Annotated in this window: 17 protein-coding genes and 1 tRNA gene; 17 read left to right on the top strand and 1 reads right to left on the bottom strand. The window is 72.7% G+C overall.

All coding sequences use genetic code 11. The features are described 5' to 3' along the window. Positions 1-48: 48 nt before the first annotated feature. Positions 49-120, bottom strand: a tRNA-Arg gene (locus tag G7072_RS12915). 187 nt (positions 121-307) lie between these two features. Here G7072_RS12915 and lysA point away from each other — a divergent pair. The 17 genes from lysA (at position 308) to G7072_RS12830 (ending at position 16,638) form a co-directional block, all read left to right on the top strand. Further along, entirely contained in the window at positions 308-1,741 is a 1,434-nt protein-coding gene (gene lysA / locus G7072_RS12910) for a diaminopimelate decarboxylase (RefSeq protein WP_166086981.1), read from the top strand. Between the two features lie 5 nt (positions 1,742-1,746). Next, on the top strand, positions 1,747-3,072 hold the full coding sequence (locus tag G7072_RS12905; RefSeq protein ID WP_166086979.1) for a homoserine dehydrogenase: 1,326 nt from the start codon (positions 1,747-1,749) through the stop codon (positions 3,070-3,072). Beyond that, on the top strand, positions 3,069-4,169 hold the full coding sequence (gene thrC, locus G7072_RS12900) for a threonine synthase (RefSeq protein ID WP_240916937.1): 1,101 nt from the start codon (positions 3,069-3,071) through the stop codon (positions 4,167-4,169). Before G7072_RS12905 ends, thrC begins: the two co-directional genes overlap by 4 nt. After that, on the top strand, positions 4,166-5,086 hold the full coding sequence (thrB, locus tag G7072_RS12895; protein ID WP_166086977.1) for a homoserine kinase: 921 nt from the start codon (positions 4,166-4,168) through the stop codon (positions 5,084-5,086). The genes thrC and thrB overlap by 4 nt, the downstream gene beginning before the upstream one ends. 272 nt (positions 5,087-5,358) lie before the next feature. Then, the gene (gene rho, locus G7072_RS12890; protein ID WP_166086975.1) at positions 5,359-7,596 is read left to right on the top strand and encodes a transcription termination factor Rho; all 2,238 of its coding nucleotides are present in this window, start codon (positions 5,359-5,361) and stop codon (positions 7,594-7,596) included. A 90-nt stretch (positions 7,597-7,686) separates the two neighbouring features. Beyond that, the gene (locus tag G7072_RS12885) at positions 7,687-8,061 is read left to right on the top strand and encodes a response regulator (protein WP_166086974.1); all 375 of its coding nucleotides are present in this window, start codon (positions 7,687-7,689) and stop codon (positions 8,059-8,061) included. 14 nt (positions 8,062-8,075) lie between these two features. Next, positions 8,076-9,716 (top strand): ATP-binding protein, encoded by a 1,641-nt coding sequence (locus G7072_RS12880; RefSeq protein WP_166086972.1) that lies wholly within the window; start codon positions 8,076-8,078, stop codon positions 9,714-9,716. Between the two features lie 101 nt (positions 9,717-9,817). Beyond that, positions 9,818-10,063, top strand: a complete 246-nt coding sequence (gene rpmE, locus G7072_RS12875; RefSeq protein WP_166086970.1) for a 50S ribosomal protein L31 — start codon at positions 9,818-9,820, stop codon at positions 10,061-10,063. Positions 10,064-10,203: 140 nt separating this feature from the next. After that, the gene (gene prfA, locus G7072_RS12870) at positions 10,204-11,283 is read left to right on the top strand and encodes a peptide chain release factor 1 (RefSeq protein WP_240916936.1); all 1,080 of its coding nucleotides are present in this window, start codon (positions 10,204-10,206) and stop codon (positions 11,281-11,283) included. Beyond that, complete coding sequence (gene prmC, locus G7072_RS12865; RefSeq protein ID WP_166086968.1) at positions 11,280-12,185, top strand: peptide chain release factor N(5)-glutamine methyltransferase; 906 nt, start codon at positions 11,280-11,282, stop codon at positions 12,183-12,185. The genes prfA and prmC overlap by 4 nt, the downstream gene beginning before the upstream one ends. A gap of 5 nt (positions 12,186-12,190) precedes the next feature. Then, complete coding sequence (locus tag G7072_RS12860; protein ID WP_166086965.1) at positions 12,191-12,850, top strand: L-threonylcarbamoyladenylate synthase; 660 nt, start codon at positions 12,191-12,193, stop codon at positions 12,848-12,850. Between the two features lie 9 nt (positions 12,851-12,859). Beyond that, the gene (locus G7072_RS12855) at positions 12,860-14,011 is read left to right on the top strand and encodes an MraY family glycosyltransferase (protein ID WP_166086963.1); all 1,152 of its coding nucleotides are present in this window, start codon (positions 12,860-12,862) and stop codon (positions 14,009-14,011) included. Positions 14,012-14,132: 121 nt separating this feature from the next. Beyond that, positions 14,133-14,591 carry a hypothetical protein gene (locus tag G7072_RS12850; protein WP_166086961.1) on the top strand — a complete coding sequence of 153 codons (459 nt, stop codon included), beginning with the start codon at positions 14,133-14,135 and terminating at the stop codon, positions 14,589-14,591. Positions 14,592-14,726: 135 nt separating this feature from the next. Then, positions 14,727-14,954, top strand: coding sequence for an AtpZ/AtpI family protein (locus G7072_RS19800; RefSeq protein WP_206063105.1), 228 nt, complete (start codon positions 14,727-14,729; stop codon positions 14,952-14,954). Positions 14,955-14,967: 13 nt separating this feature from the next. After that, positions 14,968-15,792 (top strand): F0F1 ATP synthase subunit A, encoded by an 825-nt coding sequence (atpB, locus tag G7072_RS12840; protein WP_240916933.1) that lies wholly within the window; start codon positions 14,968-14,970, stop codon positions 15,790-15,792. A gap of 32 nt (positions 15,793-15,824) precedes the next feature. Then, positions 15,825-16,028, top strand: a complete 204-nt coding sequence (gene atpE / locus G7072_RS12835; RefSeq protein WP_277343369.1) for an ATP synthase F0 subunit C — start codon at positions 15,825-15,827, stop codon at positions 16,026-16,028. A gap of 34 nt (positions 16,029-16,062) precedes the next feature. Continuing rightward, positions 16,063-16,638: a F0F1 ATP synthase subunit B gene (locus G7072_RS12830; protein ID WP_166086959.1), complete on the top strand. Its 576-nt coding sequence runs from the start codon at positions 16,063-16,065 to the stop codon at positions 16,636-16,638. The last annotated feature ends 5 nt before the right edge of the window (positions 16,639-16,643 follow it).

The following is a 16,643-nucleotide window of genomic DNA, read 5'->3' as shown; positions in this document are numbered from 1 at the left end:
GCGAGCGATCGGGAGCGGGTGACCGCTCGACCGACACGCAGGAAACGGTGCCCCCGGTAGGATTCGAACCTACGCTCCCGCCTCCGGAGGGCGGTGCTCTATCCCCTGAGCTACGGGGGCTCAGCGTGCGCGGGCAAGGTTACATGACCTGCCGGGTCGTCCCGACCGCCCTGCCGGTGGGCCTGCCGGCGGGTGCCGGCGTGCGTCTGCCCCCTGACATCGGTCGCCGCGGTGCCCGCCGTCGCCGATACGCTGGGCCGGTGCTGATCTCGCGTCCCGACCTGCGCCGACCCCTGGCGGCCCCGGCATGAGGGCCCACGAGGCCGGCGCCCTGCACGCCGACATCAACGCCCGCGGGCCTGCGTGGCTGCGCGAGCCGGTCGACGCCAACGCGCTGGTGCCGCACCTGTGGCCGGGCACGGCCGAGAAGGTCGACGGAGTCCTCCACGTCGGCGGGACAGACCTGCGCGCGCTGGCCGCCGAGGTGGGCACCCCGGCGTACGTCCTCGACGAGGAGGACTTCCGCAGCCGGGCGCGAGCCTTCCGCGACGCCTTCTCCTCCTACGACGTCTTCTACGCCGGCAAGGCCTTCCTGTGCACGACCGTGGCCCGCTGGGTGGCGGAGGAGGGGCTCGGCCTCGACGTGTGCTCGGGCGGCGAGCTGACGGTGGCGCTGCGGGCCGGCACCGACCCGGCGCGCATCGGCTTCCACGGCAACAACAAGTCGACCGCCGAGCTGCGCGCCGCCCTCGAGGCCGGCGTGGGCCGCATCGTGCTCGACTCCTTCGACGAGATCGCGCGGCTGGAGCGGCTGACCGCCGAGCTCGGCCGCGTCGCCCCGGTGATGGTCCGCGTCACCGCGGGCGTCGAGGCGCACACCCACGAGTACATCGCCACCGCCCACGAGGACCAGAAGTTCGGCTTCTCCATCAACGCGGGGGACGCGCTCGCGGCGGTCCGGCAGGTCCACGGCAGCGAGGGCTTCGAGCTCCTCGGGCTGCACAGCCACATCGGCTCGCAGATCTTCGACACCTCGGGCTTCGAGGTCGCGGCCCGGCGCGTGCTCGCGCTGCAGGGCCGGGTCCGCGACGAGCTGGGCGTGGAGATGCCCGAGCTCGACCTCGGGGGCGGCTTCGGCATCGCCTACACCCTCCAGGACGACCCAGCCGACCCGAAGGACCTGGCCTCGGAGCTGACCTCGATCGTCGAGCAGGAGTGCCGCGCGCGGGGGCTCGCGGTGCCGCGGCTGGCGATCGAGCCCGGCCGGGCGATCGTCGGTCCGGCCATGTGCTCGCTCTACGAGGTCGGCACCGTGAAGAAGGTCGCCCTCGACGGCGGGGCGGTGCGCACCTACGTGTCGGTCGACGGCGGGATGAGCGACAACATCCGCACCGCGCTGTACGACGCGGACTACTCGGCCACCCTGGCCTCGCGATCCTCCGACGCCCCGGTCGTGCTCGGACGCGTCGTCGGCAAGCACTGCGAGGCCGGCGACATCCTGGTCAAGGACGAGTTCCTCCCCGGCGACGTCGCCCCCGGGGACCTGCTGGCGGTCCCGGGCACCGGCGCCTACTGCTGGTCGATGGCCAGCAACTACAACCACGCCCTGCGCCCGCCGGTGGTCGCGGTCCGCGGGGGCTCGGCCCGCGTCGTCGTCCGGCGTGAGACCGTCGAGGACCTGCTGGCCACCGACACCGGTGCCGGCACCGGCGCCGACCCGACCCAGGAACGAGAGCAGTGAACGCGATGCCCGAGGACGTCCCGGCGAGCACGCCCCGCCGCACCGTGCGCGTGGGCCTGCTGGGCTGCGGCTCGGTCGGCAGCCAGGTGGTGCGGCTGCTCACCGAGCAGGCCACCGACCTCGAGGCGCGGGTGGGGGCGCCGGTCGAGCTGGTCGGCGTCGCCGTACGCCGCCTCGACGCGCGTCGCGAGGTCGACGTGCCGGCGCACCTGCTGACCACCGACGCGGCCGGGCTGGTCGCCTCCGGGGTCGACGTCGTCATCGAGGTCATCGGTGGCATCGAGCCCGCCCGCACGCTCATCCTCAGCGCCCTCGAGCACGGCGCCAGCGTCGTGACCGCCAACAAGGCGCTGCTCGCCGAGGACGGCTCGACGCTGTTCACGGCCGCGGAGAAGCACAACCGCGACCTCTACTACGAGGCCGCGGTCGCCGGCGCCATCCCGATCCTGCGGCCCTTGCGGGAGTCGCTCGCGGGCGACCGGGTGCGGCGCGTGCTCGGCATCGTCAACGGCACCACGAACTTCATCCTCGACAAGATGGACACCTCCGGCGCCGGCTTCTCCGAGGCGCTCGAGGAGGCCCAGTCCCTCGGCTACGCGGAGGCCGACCCGACGGCCGACATCGAGGGCTTCGACGCGGCGGCGAAGGCCGCCATCCTCGCCAGCCTCGCCTTCCACACCCGCGTGGTCGCCGCGGACGTCTACCGCGAGGGCATCACCGACGTCAGCGCGGCCGACGTCGCCTCGGCGCGCGAGATGGACGCCGTGGTCAAGCTGCTGGCGATCTGCGAGCTCACCGACGGTCCCGACGGACCGGCGGTGTCGGCGCGCGTGCACCCGGCCATGATCCCGCGCAGCCACCCGCTGGCCAGCGTGCGCGAGGCGTTCAACGCGGTCTTCGTCGAGAGCGAGGCCGCAGGCGAGCTCATGTTCTACGGCCCCGGCGCCGGCGGCGCCCCGACCGCCTCGGCGGTGCTGGGCGACTTCGTCACGGTCGCACGCAACCGTCTCGTCGACGTCCGCGGAGCCGGCGAGTCGGCGTACGCCGAGCTGGCCGTGCGACCGATGGGGGAGACCACCACGCGCTACCACGTGGCCGTCGACGTCGATGACCGCGCGGGCGTGCTCGCGGCGGTCGCTCTGGCCTTCGCCGAGCACGGCGTCTCGATCCAGACGGTGCGCCAGGAGGGCCGGGGAGACGACGCCCAGCTCGTCGTGGTGTCGCACCGCGCCACCGACGCGGCGCTGTCGGCGACGGTCGCCGCGCTGCACACCATGCCCGAGGTGCGCGACGTGTCCTCGGTGATGCGGGTCGAGGGGGAGGGCGAGTGAGCGTGCAGACCGGTCCCGGCCACCAGCGCACCCGCACCCACCAGTGGCGGGGGGTCATCGAGGAGTACCGCGACTGGCTGCCGCTGCCTGAGGGCACCCCGACGTTCACGCTGCGCGAGGGCGGCACCCCGCTCATCGACAGCCCGTGGCTCTCGGAGCTGACCGGCGCGAAGGTCTGGATCAAGGTCGAGGGCGACAACCCCACCGGGTCCTTCAAGGACCGCGGCATGACCGTGGCCCTCTCGGTCGCGGTCGGTCAGGGCGCCGAGGCGGTCGTGTGCGCCTCCACCGGCAACACCAGCGCCTCGATGGCGGCCTACGCCGCGCGGGCCAAGGTCAAGCCGCTCGTGCTGGTGCCGCAGGGCAAGATCGCGGCCGGCAAGCTGGCGCAGGCGATCGTGCACGGTGCGCAGGTCATCATGGTGCGCGGCAACTTCGACGACTGCCTTCGCATGTCGCGCGAGCTGGCCGAGCACTACCCGGTCGCGCTGGTGAACTCGGTCAACCCCTTCCGGCTGGAGGGGCAGAAGACCGCGGCCTTCGAGATCGTCGACTTCCTCGGCGACGCCCCCGACGTGCACGTGCTGCCGGTGGGCAACGCCGGCAACATCTCGGCGTACTGGAAGGGCTACACGGAGTACGCCGACGCCGGCTGCGCCACGCACCGCCCGACGATGATCGGCTGGCAGGCCGAGGGCGCCTCGCCCCTGGTCCGCGGCGAGCCCGTCACCTCGCCCGAGACGGTGGCCTCCGCGATCCGCATCGGCAACCCCGCGTCGTGGCACCTCGCCGTGGCGGCGGCGGAGCAGTCGGGCGGACGCTTCGGCGCCGTCAGCGACGAGGAGATCCTCGCCGCGCAGCGTCAGCTCGCCGCCGCGGAGGGCATCTTCGTGGAGCCCGGCTCCGCGGCGAGCGTCGCGGGGCTGCTGCGCGACGTCGCCGACGGAGCCGACTTCCGCGGACGGACCCTGGTGCTGACGGTGACCGGTCACGGTCTCAAGGACATCGACACCGCGCTGTCGACCTTCACCGACCTGGTCGACAACGTCGTCGAGGCCGACGCCGCCGCGGCGGCGCGGGCCGCCGGCCTCGCGTGAGCGCGACCCTCGCGTCCGGACCGGTCACGGTCCGGGTGCCCGCCACGAGCGCCAACCTCGGCCCGGGCTTCGACGCGCTCGGCCTCGCGCTCGACCTGTACGACGAGATCACCGCCGAGGTGCTGCCCACCGCAGGAGCGCTCGAGATCGCGGTCGAGGGGGAGGGTGCCGCGCCGGGTGCCGTGCCGCGTGACGCCTCGCACCTCGTCGTCCGCTCCCTGGTGGCCGGCCTCGAGGCCGTGGGTGCGCCCGTCCCGGGCCTGCGCCTGACCTGCCGCAACGTCGTGCCCCACAGCCGGGGGCTGGGCTCGTCGGCCGCCGCCATCGTCGGGGGCCTCGCCCTGGCGCGGGCCCTCACCCCGGGCGTGGAGCGCAGCGACGACGACCTCTTCGAGCAGGCAGCGGGCCTCGAGGGCCACCCCGACAACGTCGCCCCCGCCGTCTTCGGCGGATTCACCGTCGCCCTGACCCGCGCCCACGGCTACGCCGCGGTGCGGCTGCCGGTCCACCCCGACGTGCGGCTGCACGCCTTCGTGCCGCCGTCACCGGTGTCCACGTCGGTGGCGCGCGGGCTGCTGCCCGCGACGGTGCCGCACGCCGATGCGGCCGCGAACGCCGGCCGGGCCGCGCTCCTGGTGGCGGCGCTGACGACCCGGCCCGAGATGCTGCTCGAGGCCACCGAGGACCGGCTGCACCAGGACTACCGGGCACCGGCGATGCCCGAGACGCTCGCCGTCGTCTCCGCGCTGCGCGGCCGATGCGCGGCCGCCGTGGTCTCCGGCGCCGGCCCCACCGTCCTCGTGCTCGGCACGTCCGCGGACGGGTCGCGCCTGGCCGCGGACGTCGACGACGTGGTGCCCGACTCCTGGCGCCGCCTCGCCCTCGGCGTGGGCCGCGGCGTGGCGACCGTCGCCTGACCACCCGGGCGTGACGGCGGACGCGCCGCCGACCGACTGCCGTGGCGCCGGTGCTGCCGCGGTCGCGGCCGGTGCTACTGTGGCGCTGCGCTGGAAGCGCGACGGACGACGTCGCCCAGGCCTGGCTCGATCGCCGGGACAGCGTTCTCATCTCTCCGGGTCTCCCTGACGTCGACACCTGACCGGGTCGTCGGGCGTGACGGCGGTCCGGAGTCACTGATCACAGGTCGACGGGCACCTGCTCCGCGACCTCGACGTGCGAAGGACCTCACGTGTCGGAGACTGTCGGAGCCACCTCCTCCTCGACGCCGGACGCCGGTGCGTCCGGTGCCGCCCGCTCGGGCGGCGGCCTGTCGGGCAAGCTGCTGCCGGAGCTCAAGCAGATCGCCGGCGGGCTCGGCATCAAGGGCGCCCGCGGCATGAAGAAGGCCCAGCTCGTCGAGGCCATCCGGGCGGCCCAGTCAGGTGGCCAGTCCGGTGGCCAGCCCGGCGGCTCGTCCGGCGACTCGTCCGGCGGCCGGCCGAGCGCGTCCTCCGGCTCACCGTCCGTCGAGCGCCCCGTCAGTGAGCCGACCGGTGCGAGCGACCGTCCCGGTGCGGGTGACCGGGCGAGCACGGTTGACCAGGGTGCGACCCGGTCCTCGGACCGCGCGGACAACCGCGACCAGGACGGGAGCGGCCAGGACCGTGGCGGCCAGGGTGGCCGTGGTCAGAACGGCACCGAGCAGAGCGGCGGGGGCCAGGGCGGCGGCCAGGGTGCCGGCGGCCAGGGCGGCGGCGGCCAGAGCGGGCCCGACGGCCGCGAGGGCGAGCCGAAGAAGAAGAAGAACAAGGACAAGGACACCAAGGACAAGGGCAAGAACAAGCAGCAGGACGCCGCGACCGCGCCGGCCGGCGGCGAGGCTCCCTCCGCGGGGAACCGTGGTGAGCAGCCCGACCCGGGCAGCCGCCGCGACCGCGCCGACGAGGGCCAGGGTGGTGGCCGCGGGGACCAGAACAGCCGCGGGGACCAGAACGGCCAGGGCGCCACCCAGGGCAACCAGGGCAACCAGGGCAACCAGGGCAGCCAGTCCAACCAGTCGAACCAGTCCAGCCAGTCCAACCAGTCGAACCAGTCGAACCAGTCGAACCAGTCGAACCAGTCCAGCCAGTCCAACCAGGGCGGGGACGACAACCGCACCGAGGAGGGCGGCAACCGACGCCGACGCCGTCGCGGACGCGACCGCGAGCGTACCGGCGGTGGCCAGGGCAACCAGGGCAACCAGGGCGGCAACCAGGGCGGCAACCAGCCTGGGCAGGGCGGCAACCAGAACGCGCCGTACCGCGAGCGCCGTGCCCCCAGCGACGCCGACCTCGAGGTCACCGAGGACGACGTGCTGGTGCCCGTCGGCGGCATCGTCGACATCCTCGACAACTACGCGTTCGTGCGGACCAGCGGATACCTGCCCGGCTCCCACGACGTCTACGTGTCGCTGTCGATGGTGCGGCGCTACCACCTGCGCAAGGGCGACGCGGTCACCGGTGCGGTGCGTCAGGCCCGCGAGGGCGAGCGCAAGGAGAAGTTCAACCCGCTCGTGCGGCTGGACACCATCAACGGCGGCGAGCTCGACGCGGCCCAGAACCGCGCGGACTTCGACGACCTGACCCCGCTCTACCCCACGGAGCGGCTGCGCCTGGAGACCGGGCCGACCGAGATGACCGGCCGGGTCATCGACATCGTGGCGCCGATCGGCAAGGGCCAGCGCGGCCTCATCGTCTCCCCGCCCAAGGCGGGCAAGACCATGACGCTGCAGGCCATCGCCAACGCGATCAGCCACAACAACCCCGAGTGCCACCTCATGATCGTGCTCGTCGACGAGCGCCCGGAGGAGGTCACCGACTTCCAGCGGACCGTCAAGGGCGAGGTCATCGCGTCGACCTTCGACCGTCCCGCCGCCGACCACACCATCGTCGCCGAGCTCGCCATCGAGCGCGCGAAGCGCCTGGTCGAGCTCGGCCACGACGTCGTGGTGCTCCTCGACGGCATCACCCGGCTCGGTCGGGCCTACAACCTCGCGGCGCCGGCCAGCGGCCGCGTCCTGTCGGGCGGGGTGGACGCGAGTGCGCTCTACCCGCCGAAGAAGTTCTTCGGCGCCGCCCGCAACATCGAGGACGGCGGGTCGCTGACCATTCTGGCCACCGCGCTGGTCGAGACCGGCTCGAAGATGGACGAGGTGATCTTCGAGGAGTTCAAGGGCACCGGCAACATGGAGCTCCGGCTGCGCCGCGAGCTGGCGGACAAGCGTCTGTTCCCCGCCGTCGACCCCGTGCAGTCGGGCACCCGGCGCGAGGAGCTGCTGCTCGGCCAGGAGGAGCTCGCGATCATCTGGAAGCTCCGCCGCGTGCTCTCCGGGCGGGACGGGCAGCAGGCGCTGGAGCTGCTGCTGGAGAAGCTGCGTCGCAGCCACCACAACATCGACTTCCTCATGCAGGTGCAGAAGACGACTCCTGGGGCGCACGAAGACGACTGATACGCCGCGCGGGCGGCCCCGGCGCCGATATGCTCGCCGAGCCGGACTTTCTGTGGGCGGGGGAAACGAGTCCCAGGGAAGGGGGAGTCGATGGCACGCATCTTGGTCGCGGACGACGACGAGGACATCCGCATGCTCGTTGTCATGCGGCTCCAGCACTCCGGGCACGAGGTGGAGCAGGCAGGTGACGGGGCGACGGCGGTCGAGCAGTGCCGCAACGACGCCCCGGACCTCGTCGTGCTCGACCTGATGATGCCGGGCATGAACGGTCTCGACGCCTGCCGCACGATCCGTGCGGACCCGGCGCTGGCCAAGACCCCGGTCATCCTGCTGACGGCTCGTGCGCAGACCTCGGACGTGGAGGCGGGTATGGCCGCCGGCGCCGACGACTACATCACCAAGCCGTTCAGCCCGCGGGACCTCGCGGAGCGGGTCGACGCCCTCCTCGCCCAAGGCGAGCGCTGAGTCGGAGCCCTGCCGTGGCCGCTGCGTCCGGGACCGCGACCGCGGATCACGAGGAGCCGGCACGCGGCGGCGGCGCCGGGGAGCCGGCACGCTGGGTCGCCTGGGCCACGGCGTCGCTGCGGCGCCAGACCGCGGTCACGCTGCGGGGCACGGTGGTGCTGCTCGTGACGCTGGCCGCCCTCTGCTCGACGGCGGTGGTGTGGTCGGCGTACTCCCTGGGCTCGCTCAACGAGACCGCGGTGCCGCTGCAGGTGGCCAACAAGGAGATCCTGCAGGACGTCACCGACGCGGAGGCCTCCATCCGCGGCTACGCGCTCGCCGACGACGACTCCGCGTCGCTGCAGCCCTACCGGGTCGCCATCGGCTACCTGCCGCAGGACGAGCAGCACCTGCGCGAGCTCGCGGAGGGCGACGCGGAGCTCACCGAGGCGGTCCGGCGCCAGGAGGAGGCCACCGACCGGTGGCTGGAGGACTACGTCGAGCTGCAGGTGGACCCGGCCCTGCGGCTGGACGCCGCCGAGAGCGAGCGGCTCCGGGCCCAGGGGCGCCGGTTGTACGACGACGTCCGCTCGGCCAACGCCCAGGTCGACCTGGCCATCGAGCGGACCATCGCCCGCATCAGCGACCGGGCCCGCGCCGTGCTGTTCTGGACCCTGGCCGCGGTGGTGCTGGTGCCGCTGGTGATGATCGGCGTCGCCACCGCGATGACGCGTCGGCTGGAGGTGGCGGTCCACGGACCGCTGGACGAGGTGTCGCAGGTGCTGGCGCGCCTGCGGGAGGGCGACCTCACCGCCCGGGTCCGCGAGGTGGGCCCGGAGGAGGTCCGTGAGATCGCGGTGGCCCTGAACCGCTTGGCCGAGGACAGCCTGCGGGGGCGCGACATGGAGGAGACCGTGGTCTCCCAGCTCGGCGAGATCGACCGCGTCCGCACCGAGCTGGTGTCCACGGTCTCCCACGAGCTGCGCACCCCGCTGACGAGCGTGATGGGCTACCTCGAGCTGCTCGAGGACCAGGTCTCGGACCAGCTCGACGACTCCCAGAAGCGGATGCTGGCGGTCGTGCGACGCAACCTGCTGCGCCTGCAGGAGCTCATCAGCAACCTGCTCACCCTGTCGCGGGTGGAGGAGGCCGGGCTCAAGATCGAGGCCCTCGACCTCCGTGTCGTCGCCTCCGAGGTGGTCGGCGACCTGCGGCTGACGGCGGCCTCGCGCTCCATCACGCTGCGGACGATCCAGAGCGCCTCGCCCATCCTCGTGCTCGGCGACCGCACCCAGCTCTTCCGGGCGCTGACCAACCTGGTCTCGAACGCCGTCAAGTTCTCCGAGCCCGGCGACGTGGTGGAGGTCCGGGTCGCCCCCGTCGGCCGGGAGGCGATGCTCGAGGTCGTCGACGAGGGCATCGGCATCCCCGCGCCCGACCTCGACGGGCTCGGGTCGCGCTTCTTCCGGGCCTCCAACGCCACCCGGTCCGAGATCGCGGGCACGGGACTGGGGCTGCGCATCGTGCAGACGATCGTGGACCGCCACGGCGGCACCCTGGGCATCGAGTCGGTCGAGGACGCCGGGACGACCGTCACGGTCCGTCTGCCGCTGACCCAGGCGTCCGGCGCCGAGGAGGTCACCGCCCACTTCCTGGGCGGGACCGGCCGGGACTAATTCGCTCCGTGACGGTGTTGTGCGGCAGACTGGATCCTTGGCCCCGGTTCACGTCCGGCTCACCACGAGCCGACGACCCGGGGCCACGACGAGAGGACATCATGCAGAAGGACATCCACCCCAGCTACACCGCCACCGAGGTCCGTTGCACCTGCGGCAACACCTTCACCACGCGCAGCACCGCCTCGGCCGGCAACATCCACGCCGACGTGTGCTCGGCGTGCCACCCGTTCTACACCGGCAAGCAGAAGATCCTCGACACCGGTGGCCGCGTGGCCCGGTTCCAGGCTCGCTACGCCAAGAAGGCCGCCGGCGCCCCGACCGCTGAGAGCGCCGACAGCAAGTAGTCCCCGGCGACGCCGGCCCCGTCCGGGGCCGGCGTTTCGCATGCACGGACCGCGGGGGACCCCGCGGCCCGGACTACGGCCCGGACTACGGCCCGGCCGACGGCTCGGACGACGGCTCGGGGGGACCAGGAGGTGCGGCGATGTCGGTGCTCGACGCGGTGACCGCGCTGCTCGGCGAGCACGCCGAGCTCGAGGAGCGGCTCGCCGACCCGGCGGTCCACTCCGACCCGGTGCTGGCCAAGCGTCTCAACCAGCGCTACGCCGAGCTGACCGCGGTCAAGCGCGCCCACGAGGAGTGGACGACGGTCCGCGGCGACCTGGAGGCGGCCCGCGAGCTGTCCGGCGAGGACGACTCCTTCGCGGCCGAGGCCGAGCGCCTGTCCGAGCGGCTCGGCGAGCTCGAGGACCGGTTGCGCCACCTGCTGGTGCCCCGGGAGGCCTCGGACGCCAAGGACGTGATCATGGAGATCAAGTCCGGTGAGGGCGGCGAGGAGTCGGCGCTCTTCGCGGGCGACCTGCTCCGCATGTACACCCGGTACGCCGAGCGGCGGGGCTGGCGCACCGAGCAGCTCGACGCCACGGCGTCGGACCTGGGCGGCTTCAAGTCGGTGACCGTCGCGGTCAAGGCCAAGGGCACACCGGCCCCGGGCGAGGCGCCGTACGCGCTGCTGAAGTTCGAGGGCGGGGTGCACCGGGTCCAGCGGGTGCCCGTCACCGAGTCGCAGGGGCGCGTCCACACCTCTGCCGCGGGCGTGCTGGTCATGCCGGAGGCGGAGCCGGTCGACGTCACGGTCGACGACAAGGACCTGCGCATCGACGTCTTCCGGTCGTCGGGACCCGGCGGGCAGAGCGTCAACACCACCGACTCCGCGGTCCGGATCACCCACCTGCCGACCGGGCTCGTCGTCAGCTGCCAGAACGAGAAGTCGCAGCTGCAGAACAAGGAGCAGGCGCTGCGGATCCTCCGCTCGCGGCTGCTCCAGCTCGCCGAGGAGCAGCGGCAGGCCGCGGCCTCCGACGCCCGGCGCTCGCAGGTGCGCACCGTCGACCGCTCCGAGCGCATCCGCACCTACAACTTCGCCGAGAACCGGATCTCCGACCACCGCACGGGCTTCAAGGCCTACAACCTCGACACCGTGCTCGACGGCGAGCTGGACCCGGTGGTGGGCTCGTGCGTGGCGGCTGACCTGGAGTCGCGCCTGGCGGAGCTGGAGGGATGAGCGGGCCCGACCGCGGCTCGGTGCGCCTCCTCCTGCAGGCCGCGACCGCACGCCTCGCCGCGGCGCAGGTCGCCTCCCCGGAGAGCGACGCGGCGGCGCTGCTGGCGCACGCCGCCGGAGAGCCGCGCAGCCGGGTGCTGCTGCGCGAGGACGTCGCCCCCGACGTCGTGGAGACGTTCGAGGCCCTGGTGGCGCGTCGCGCGACCCGCGAGCCGCTGCAGCACCTGGTGGGGTCCGCCGGGTTCCGCTACCTGGAGCTGGCCGTCGGGCCGGGTGTTTTCGTCCCGCGCCCGGAGACCGAGCTGCTGGCGGGCTGGGCGGTCGAGCAGGCGCTGGCGGTGCGGGCGGCCACCGGTCGGGACCCCGTCGTGGTGGACCTGTGCACCGGCAGCGGTGCGGTGGCGCTGAGCGTGGCCACGGAGGTGCCGGGCAGCCGGGTGCACGCCGTCGAGCTGGACGAGCAGGCCCTGGTCTGGGCCGAGCGCAACCTCGCCGGCAGCGGCGTGGACCTCCGGGCGGGCGACATGGCCACCAGCTTCACCGACCTCGACGGCACGGTCGACGTGGTCGTCTCCAACCCGCCCTACATCCCGCTCGAGGCCTTCGAGTCCGTGACCCCGGAGGTGCGCGACCACGACCCGGCGCTCGCGCTGTGGAGCGGCGACGACGGGCTCGACGCGATGCGCGTCGTGGAGCAGGTCGCGGCGCGCCTGCTGGTGCCGGGAGGGGGCGTCGGCGCGGAGCACGCCGAGGTGCAGGCCCACGACGCCCCGGCGGTGTTCGCGACCGCCGGACGCTGGAGCGACGTACGCGACCACGAGGACCTGGCCGGGCGGGCGCGGTTCCTCACCGCGCGGCGTGCGACCAACCCCGGCCCCCGCCCGGCGCGGCTGGCAGACTGACGCCCGTGAGCACCCGCTACGACACCTCCGACGAGGCCGAGCTCGAGGAAGGGTTGTCGGCCGCGGCCCGCGCGGTCCAGCGCGGCCGCCTCGTGCTGCTGCCGACCGACACCGTGTACGGCGTGGGCGCCGACGCCTTCAGCCCCGAGGCCGTCACCCGGCTGCTCGAGGCCAAGGGGCGCGGGCGCCAGATGCCGCCCCCGGTCCTGGTCTCGGCCAAGACCACCGTCGAGGCGCTGGCGGTCGACGTCCCCGGGTGGGCCAAGGCCCTCATCGAGGAGCTGTGGCCGGGGCCGCTGACCCTGGTCTTCCGCCAGCAGCCCAGCCTGCAGTGGGATCTGGGGGAGACCCGCGGCACGGTCGCGGTCCGGATGCCCGACCACGACGTGACGCTCGCCCTGCTGGCGCGGACCGGCCCGCTGGCGGTCAGCAGCGCCAACCGCACCGGCCTGCCGGCGGCCACGGACGCCGACGGCGCCGAGGAGATGCTGGGCACCGCCGCGCGGGTGCTGCTCGACGCCGGACCGACCGCGGGCCCCGTGCCCTCGACCATCGTGGACTGCACCACCGACCGGGGCCGGGTGCTCCGGCAGGGCGTCATCGCCCTGGAGACCCTCAACGAGGTCGTCGAGCCGCTCGGCGCCGTCGTGACCGACGAGGACTGAGACCCCCACGTGCGCGAGTACCTCGCGGTCTTCCTCGTCGCGGTCGTCGTCACCTACCTGCTCGCGGTCCTCGCCCGCGAGACCGCCCTGCGCTTCGGGGCGGTGGCGCGGGTGCGCGACCGCGACGTCCACGAGGTCCCCATCCCGTACTTCGGCGGTCTCGCCCTGTACGGCGGCCTCGTCGCGGCGTACGTCGTGGCCCGCAACCTTCCGTTCCTGTCGCGGGCCGGCGAGCAGGCGCTGTCCGACGCCGGCGTCGTGCTGACGGCCGGGGGGATGGTGTGCGCTCTCGGCGTGGTCGACGACCTCTTCGAGATCGACGCGCTGACCAAGCTCGGCGGCCAGGTGCTGGCGGCGGGCTACATGGTCTACAACGACGTGCAGCTCTACTACCTCTACCTGCCCGGCAACGGCATGCTCACCCTCGACATCTCGCAGGCCGCCGTGGCGACGGTGATCATCGTGGTCGCGACGGTCAACGCGGTGAACTTCGTCGACGGGCTCGACGGCCTCGCGGCCGGGGTGGTGGGGCTGGGGGCGGTCGGCTACTTCCTCTTCTCCTACCGGCTGGCGGCGGTCAACGGCGAGTCGCTGGCGATCCCGGCGGCGCTGCTGTGCGCGGCCCTGGCGGGCGGGTGCCTGGGCTTCCTCTCGCACAACTTCCACCCGGCGGCCATGTTCATGGGCGACAGCGGGTCGATGCTCATCGGGCTCGTGCTGGCCGGGTCGGCGCTGACGCTGACCGCCAACTTCCCGATCGACGTGGTGGGGGAGACCACCCAGGCCAGCCTGCTGCCGGTGCTGCTGCCCGTGCTGCTGCCGATCTCGATCCTGGTGCTGCCGTTCCTGGACCTGCTGCTGGCGATCCTCAGGCGCACCCGCAAGGGGCTGTCGCCGTTCAGCCCCGACAAGCAGCACCTGCACCACCGCCTGCTCGAGCTCGGCCACTCCCACCGGCGCGCCGTGGCGATCATGTGGCTCTGGGCGGCGCTGATCTCGCTGGGGGGCACGGCCGTGGCCGTCTACCAGAACCGGGTGGTGTTCCTGGCGCTGGCCGGGTGGCTGGTGGTGACCGTCGTCCTGACGGTGGTGGTGCCCCGGGTGGAGCGTCCGGGCTGGACCCACCACGACGACTACGTGCCGCCGCCGCCGCGCCGATGAGACGTCGGCGACCCCGCGGCGGGGGCGGGTTGATCGATCGAATTGGGTCCGACCGGGCGCTTGTGCTAATTTTCACAAGCGCCACCGACCGACCGTCCTCGAGCAGAAACGGCCGCCGATCATGACGACCGAAGGACCCGCCACCCCCGTCGCCGGGAGCGGTGTGAGGGTCGAGGGCCTCGGCCTCGCGTCGGTCGCGGTCACCGCCGTCGGCGTCGTGCTGGCCCTCCTCGCGCTGCTCGTCGGCGGGTCCGGCGCCGCGACCGGCGCCGCCGCCGGAGCCCTGCTCGTCGTCTCGTTCTTCACCTTCGGCGCCTTCAGCGTCAACCTGGTGGCGACCGTCGCGCCGCGTGCGTCGATGCTCTTCGCACTCATGACCTACACGCTCCAGGTGCTGCTGCTGGCCGTCGTGCTGGTCGCGGTGAACCGCTCCGACGTCGCGCCCGGCACCTTCGACGCGCGCTGGCTGGGTGGCACCGTGATCGTCGGGACCCTCGTGTGGATGGGCGCGCTGCTCGTCGGCACGCTCCGCGCGGGCACCCCCGGTGAGACGACTCACGCGGTGGGGGTGACCCGGTGATGGGGCCGGCTCGCGGCTGCTATTGTCGCCGAGGCAATGAGTCAGTCGAGTCCCTCCTCCGGAGATCCCACGGCCGCTGCCCAGGAGTCTCCGCGCGGGGACCCCTGGCACGCGTTCGGGTACATCGTGTCGGGAGTGGGGCTCTACGGGTTCCTCGGCTGGCTCGCGGACCGGTGGCTGGGCACCAGCTTCCTGGTGGCGCTGGGCATCGTCGCGGGCGCCACGCTGGGCCTGTACCTGACCTTCAGCCGCTTCAACCGAGAACGACCGCCCGCACCCCCCTCGTCCGACCCGCAGCTGCCGATCGACCACGCACCGGAGCCGGACCCCGCACGACCGCACGACGATCCCGCACAGAACTGATGAAGGAGAGCTGGTGAGGAACGCAGCCGTGCTGACGTCCGGCGAGGAGTTCACCCCTCCGGGGCCCGCCGACTTCAACCTGCCGCCGATCTTCGGTGGCGACGCCACCTTCTCGATGTTCGGGCAGGAGTTCTACTACGGCGTCACCAAGCCGATGCTCCAGATCGTCATCGCCGGCGTGCTGGTCTTCGTCTTCTTCCGCCTCGCGATCGCCAAGAAGTCCATGGTGCCGGGCCGGATGCAGTTCGCCGGCGAGCAGGCCTACGGGTTCGTGCGCAACAGCCTGGGTCGCGACATCATCGGCGGGCACGACTTCATCAAGTACGTGCCCTACCTCTTCGCGCTGTTCTTCTTCATCCTGGTCAACAACTTCATGGCCAGCGTCCCGTTCATCCAGTTCCCGACGTTCTCCCGCTCCGGCCTCGTCTACGGCCTGGCGCTGCTGAGCTGGATCATCTACAACGTCGCCGGCATGCGCGTGCACGGCGTCCTGGGCTACTTCAAGCACCAGTGCGTGCCGGCCGGCATCACCGGGCCGATGCTCATCCTGCTCGTGCCGCTGGAGTTCATGTCGAACATCCTCGTGCGGCCCGTCACGCTGGCCCTGCGACTCTTCGCCAACATGTTCGCCGGCCACCTGCTGCTCATCCTGTTCGCGCTGGGCGGTGAGTACCTCCTCCTGGAGGGCTCGCTCCTGGTGAAGCCTGTGGGCATCCTCGCCTGGGTGCTCTTCATCGCGATCTCGTTCCTGGAGCTGCTGATCCAGTTCCTCCAGGCCTACGTGTTCGTGCTGCTCAACGCCATGTACATCTCCAGTGCGATCTCTGAAGAGCACTGAGAGCAGATAGAAACAACAGAAAGGAAGAAGCCGTGGAAGGCTCTCTCAACATGGTCGGTTACGGCCTCGCCGCCATCGGCCCCGGTGTCGGCATCGGTCTGATCTTCGCCGCCTACATCAACGGTGTGGCGCGTCAGCCGGAGGCCCAGAGCCGCCTGCAGTCGATCGCCATCCTGGGCTTCGCGCTCGCCGAGGCGCTCGCCATCATCGGTATCGCGCTCGCGTTCGTCATCTGACGACCCCGGCCCCAACTGCTGAGGACTGCTGCTGATGCTCCAGACACCCGTGTTCCACTCCGGAGGCGAAGACCTCAACCCGATCCTGCCGCACCTGGCCGAGATCGGGCTGTCGCTGGTCGTCTTCGGCATCCTGTTCTTCGCGCTGCGCAAGTTCGTGGTGCCGAAGTTCGAGGAGGTCTTCGCCGAGCGCACCGACGCCATCGAGGGTGGCCTCAAGGCGGCCGAGACCAAGCAGGCCGAGGCCGACAAGCGTCTCGCCGAGCTGGAGAAGCAGCTGGGCGAGGCCCGGCACGAGGCTGCGCGCATCCGCGAGGAGGCGCGCGAGCAGGGTGCCCAGATCGTCTCGGAGCTGCGTGAGCAGGGCCGGGAGGAGTCCACGCGCATCGTCGAGCACGGCAAGGCGCAGATCGAGGCCGAGCGCCAGCAGGCCGTGACCCAGCTGCGGGCCGAGGTGGGCACGCTCGCCACCGCGCTCGCGGGTCGCATCGTCGGGGAGGCCCTCGAGGACGACGACCGCGCCAACCGCGTGGTCGACCGCTTCCTGGCCGACCTCGAGACCCTCGAGACCGCGCGCGCCGCCGCCGACCCGAACGACGGGGGTCGGTGAGCAGC

Source organism: Nocardioides sp. HDW12B, assembly GCF_011299595.1.
Lineage (GTDB): Bacteria > Actinomycetota > Actinomycetes > Propionibacteriales > Nocardioidaceae > Marmoricola_A.
The sequence above is the reverse complement of the archived record's forward strand: the minus strand, read 5'-3'. Positions and strand labels throughout refer to the sequence as shown.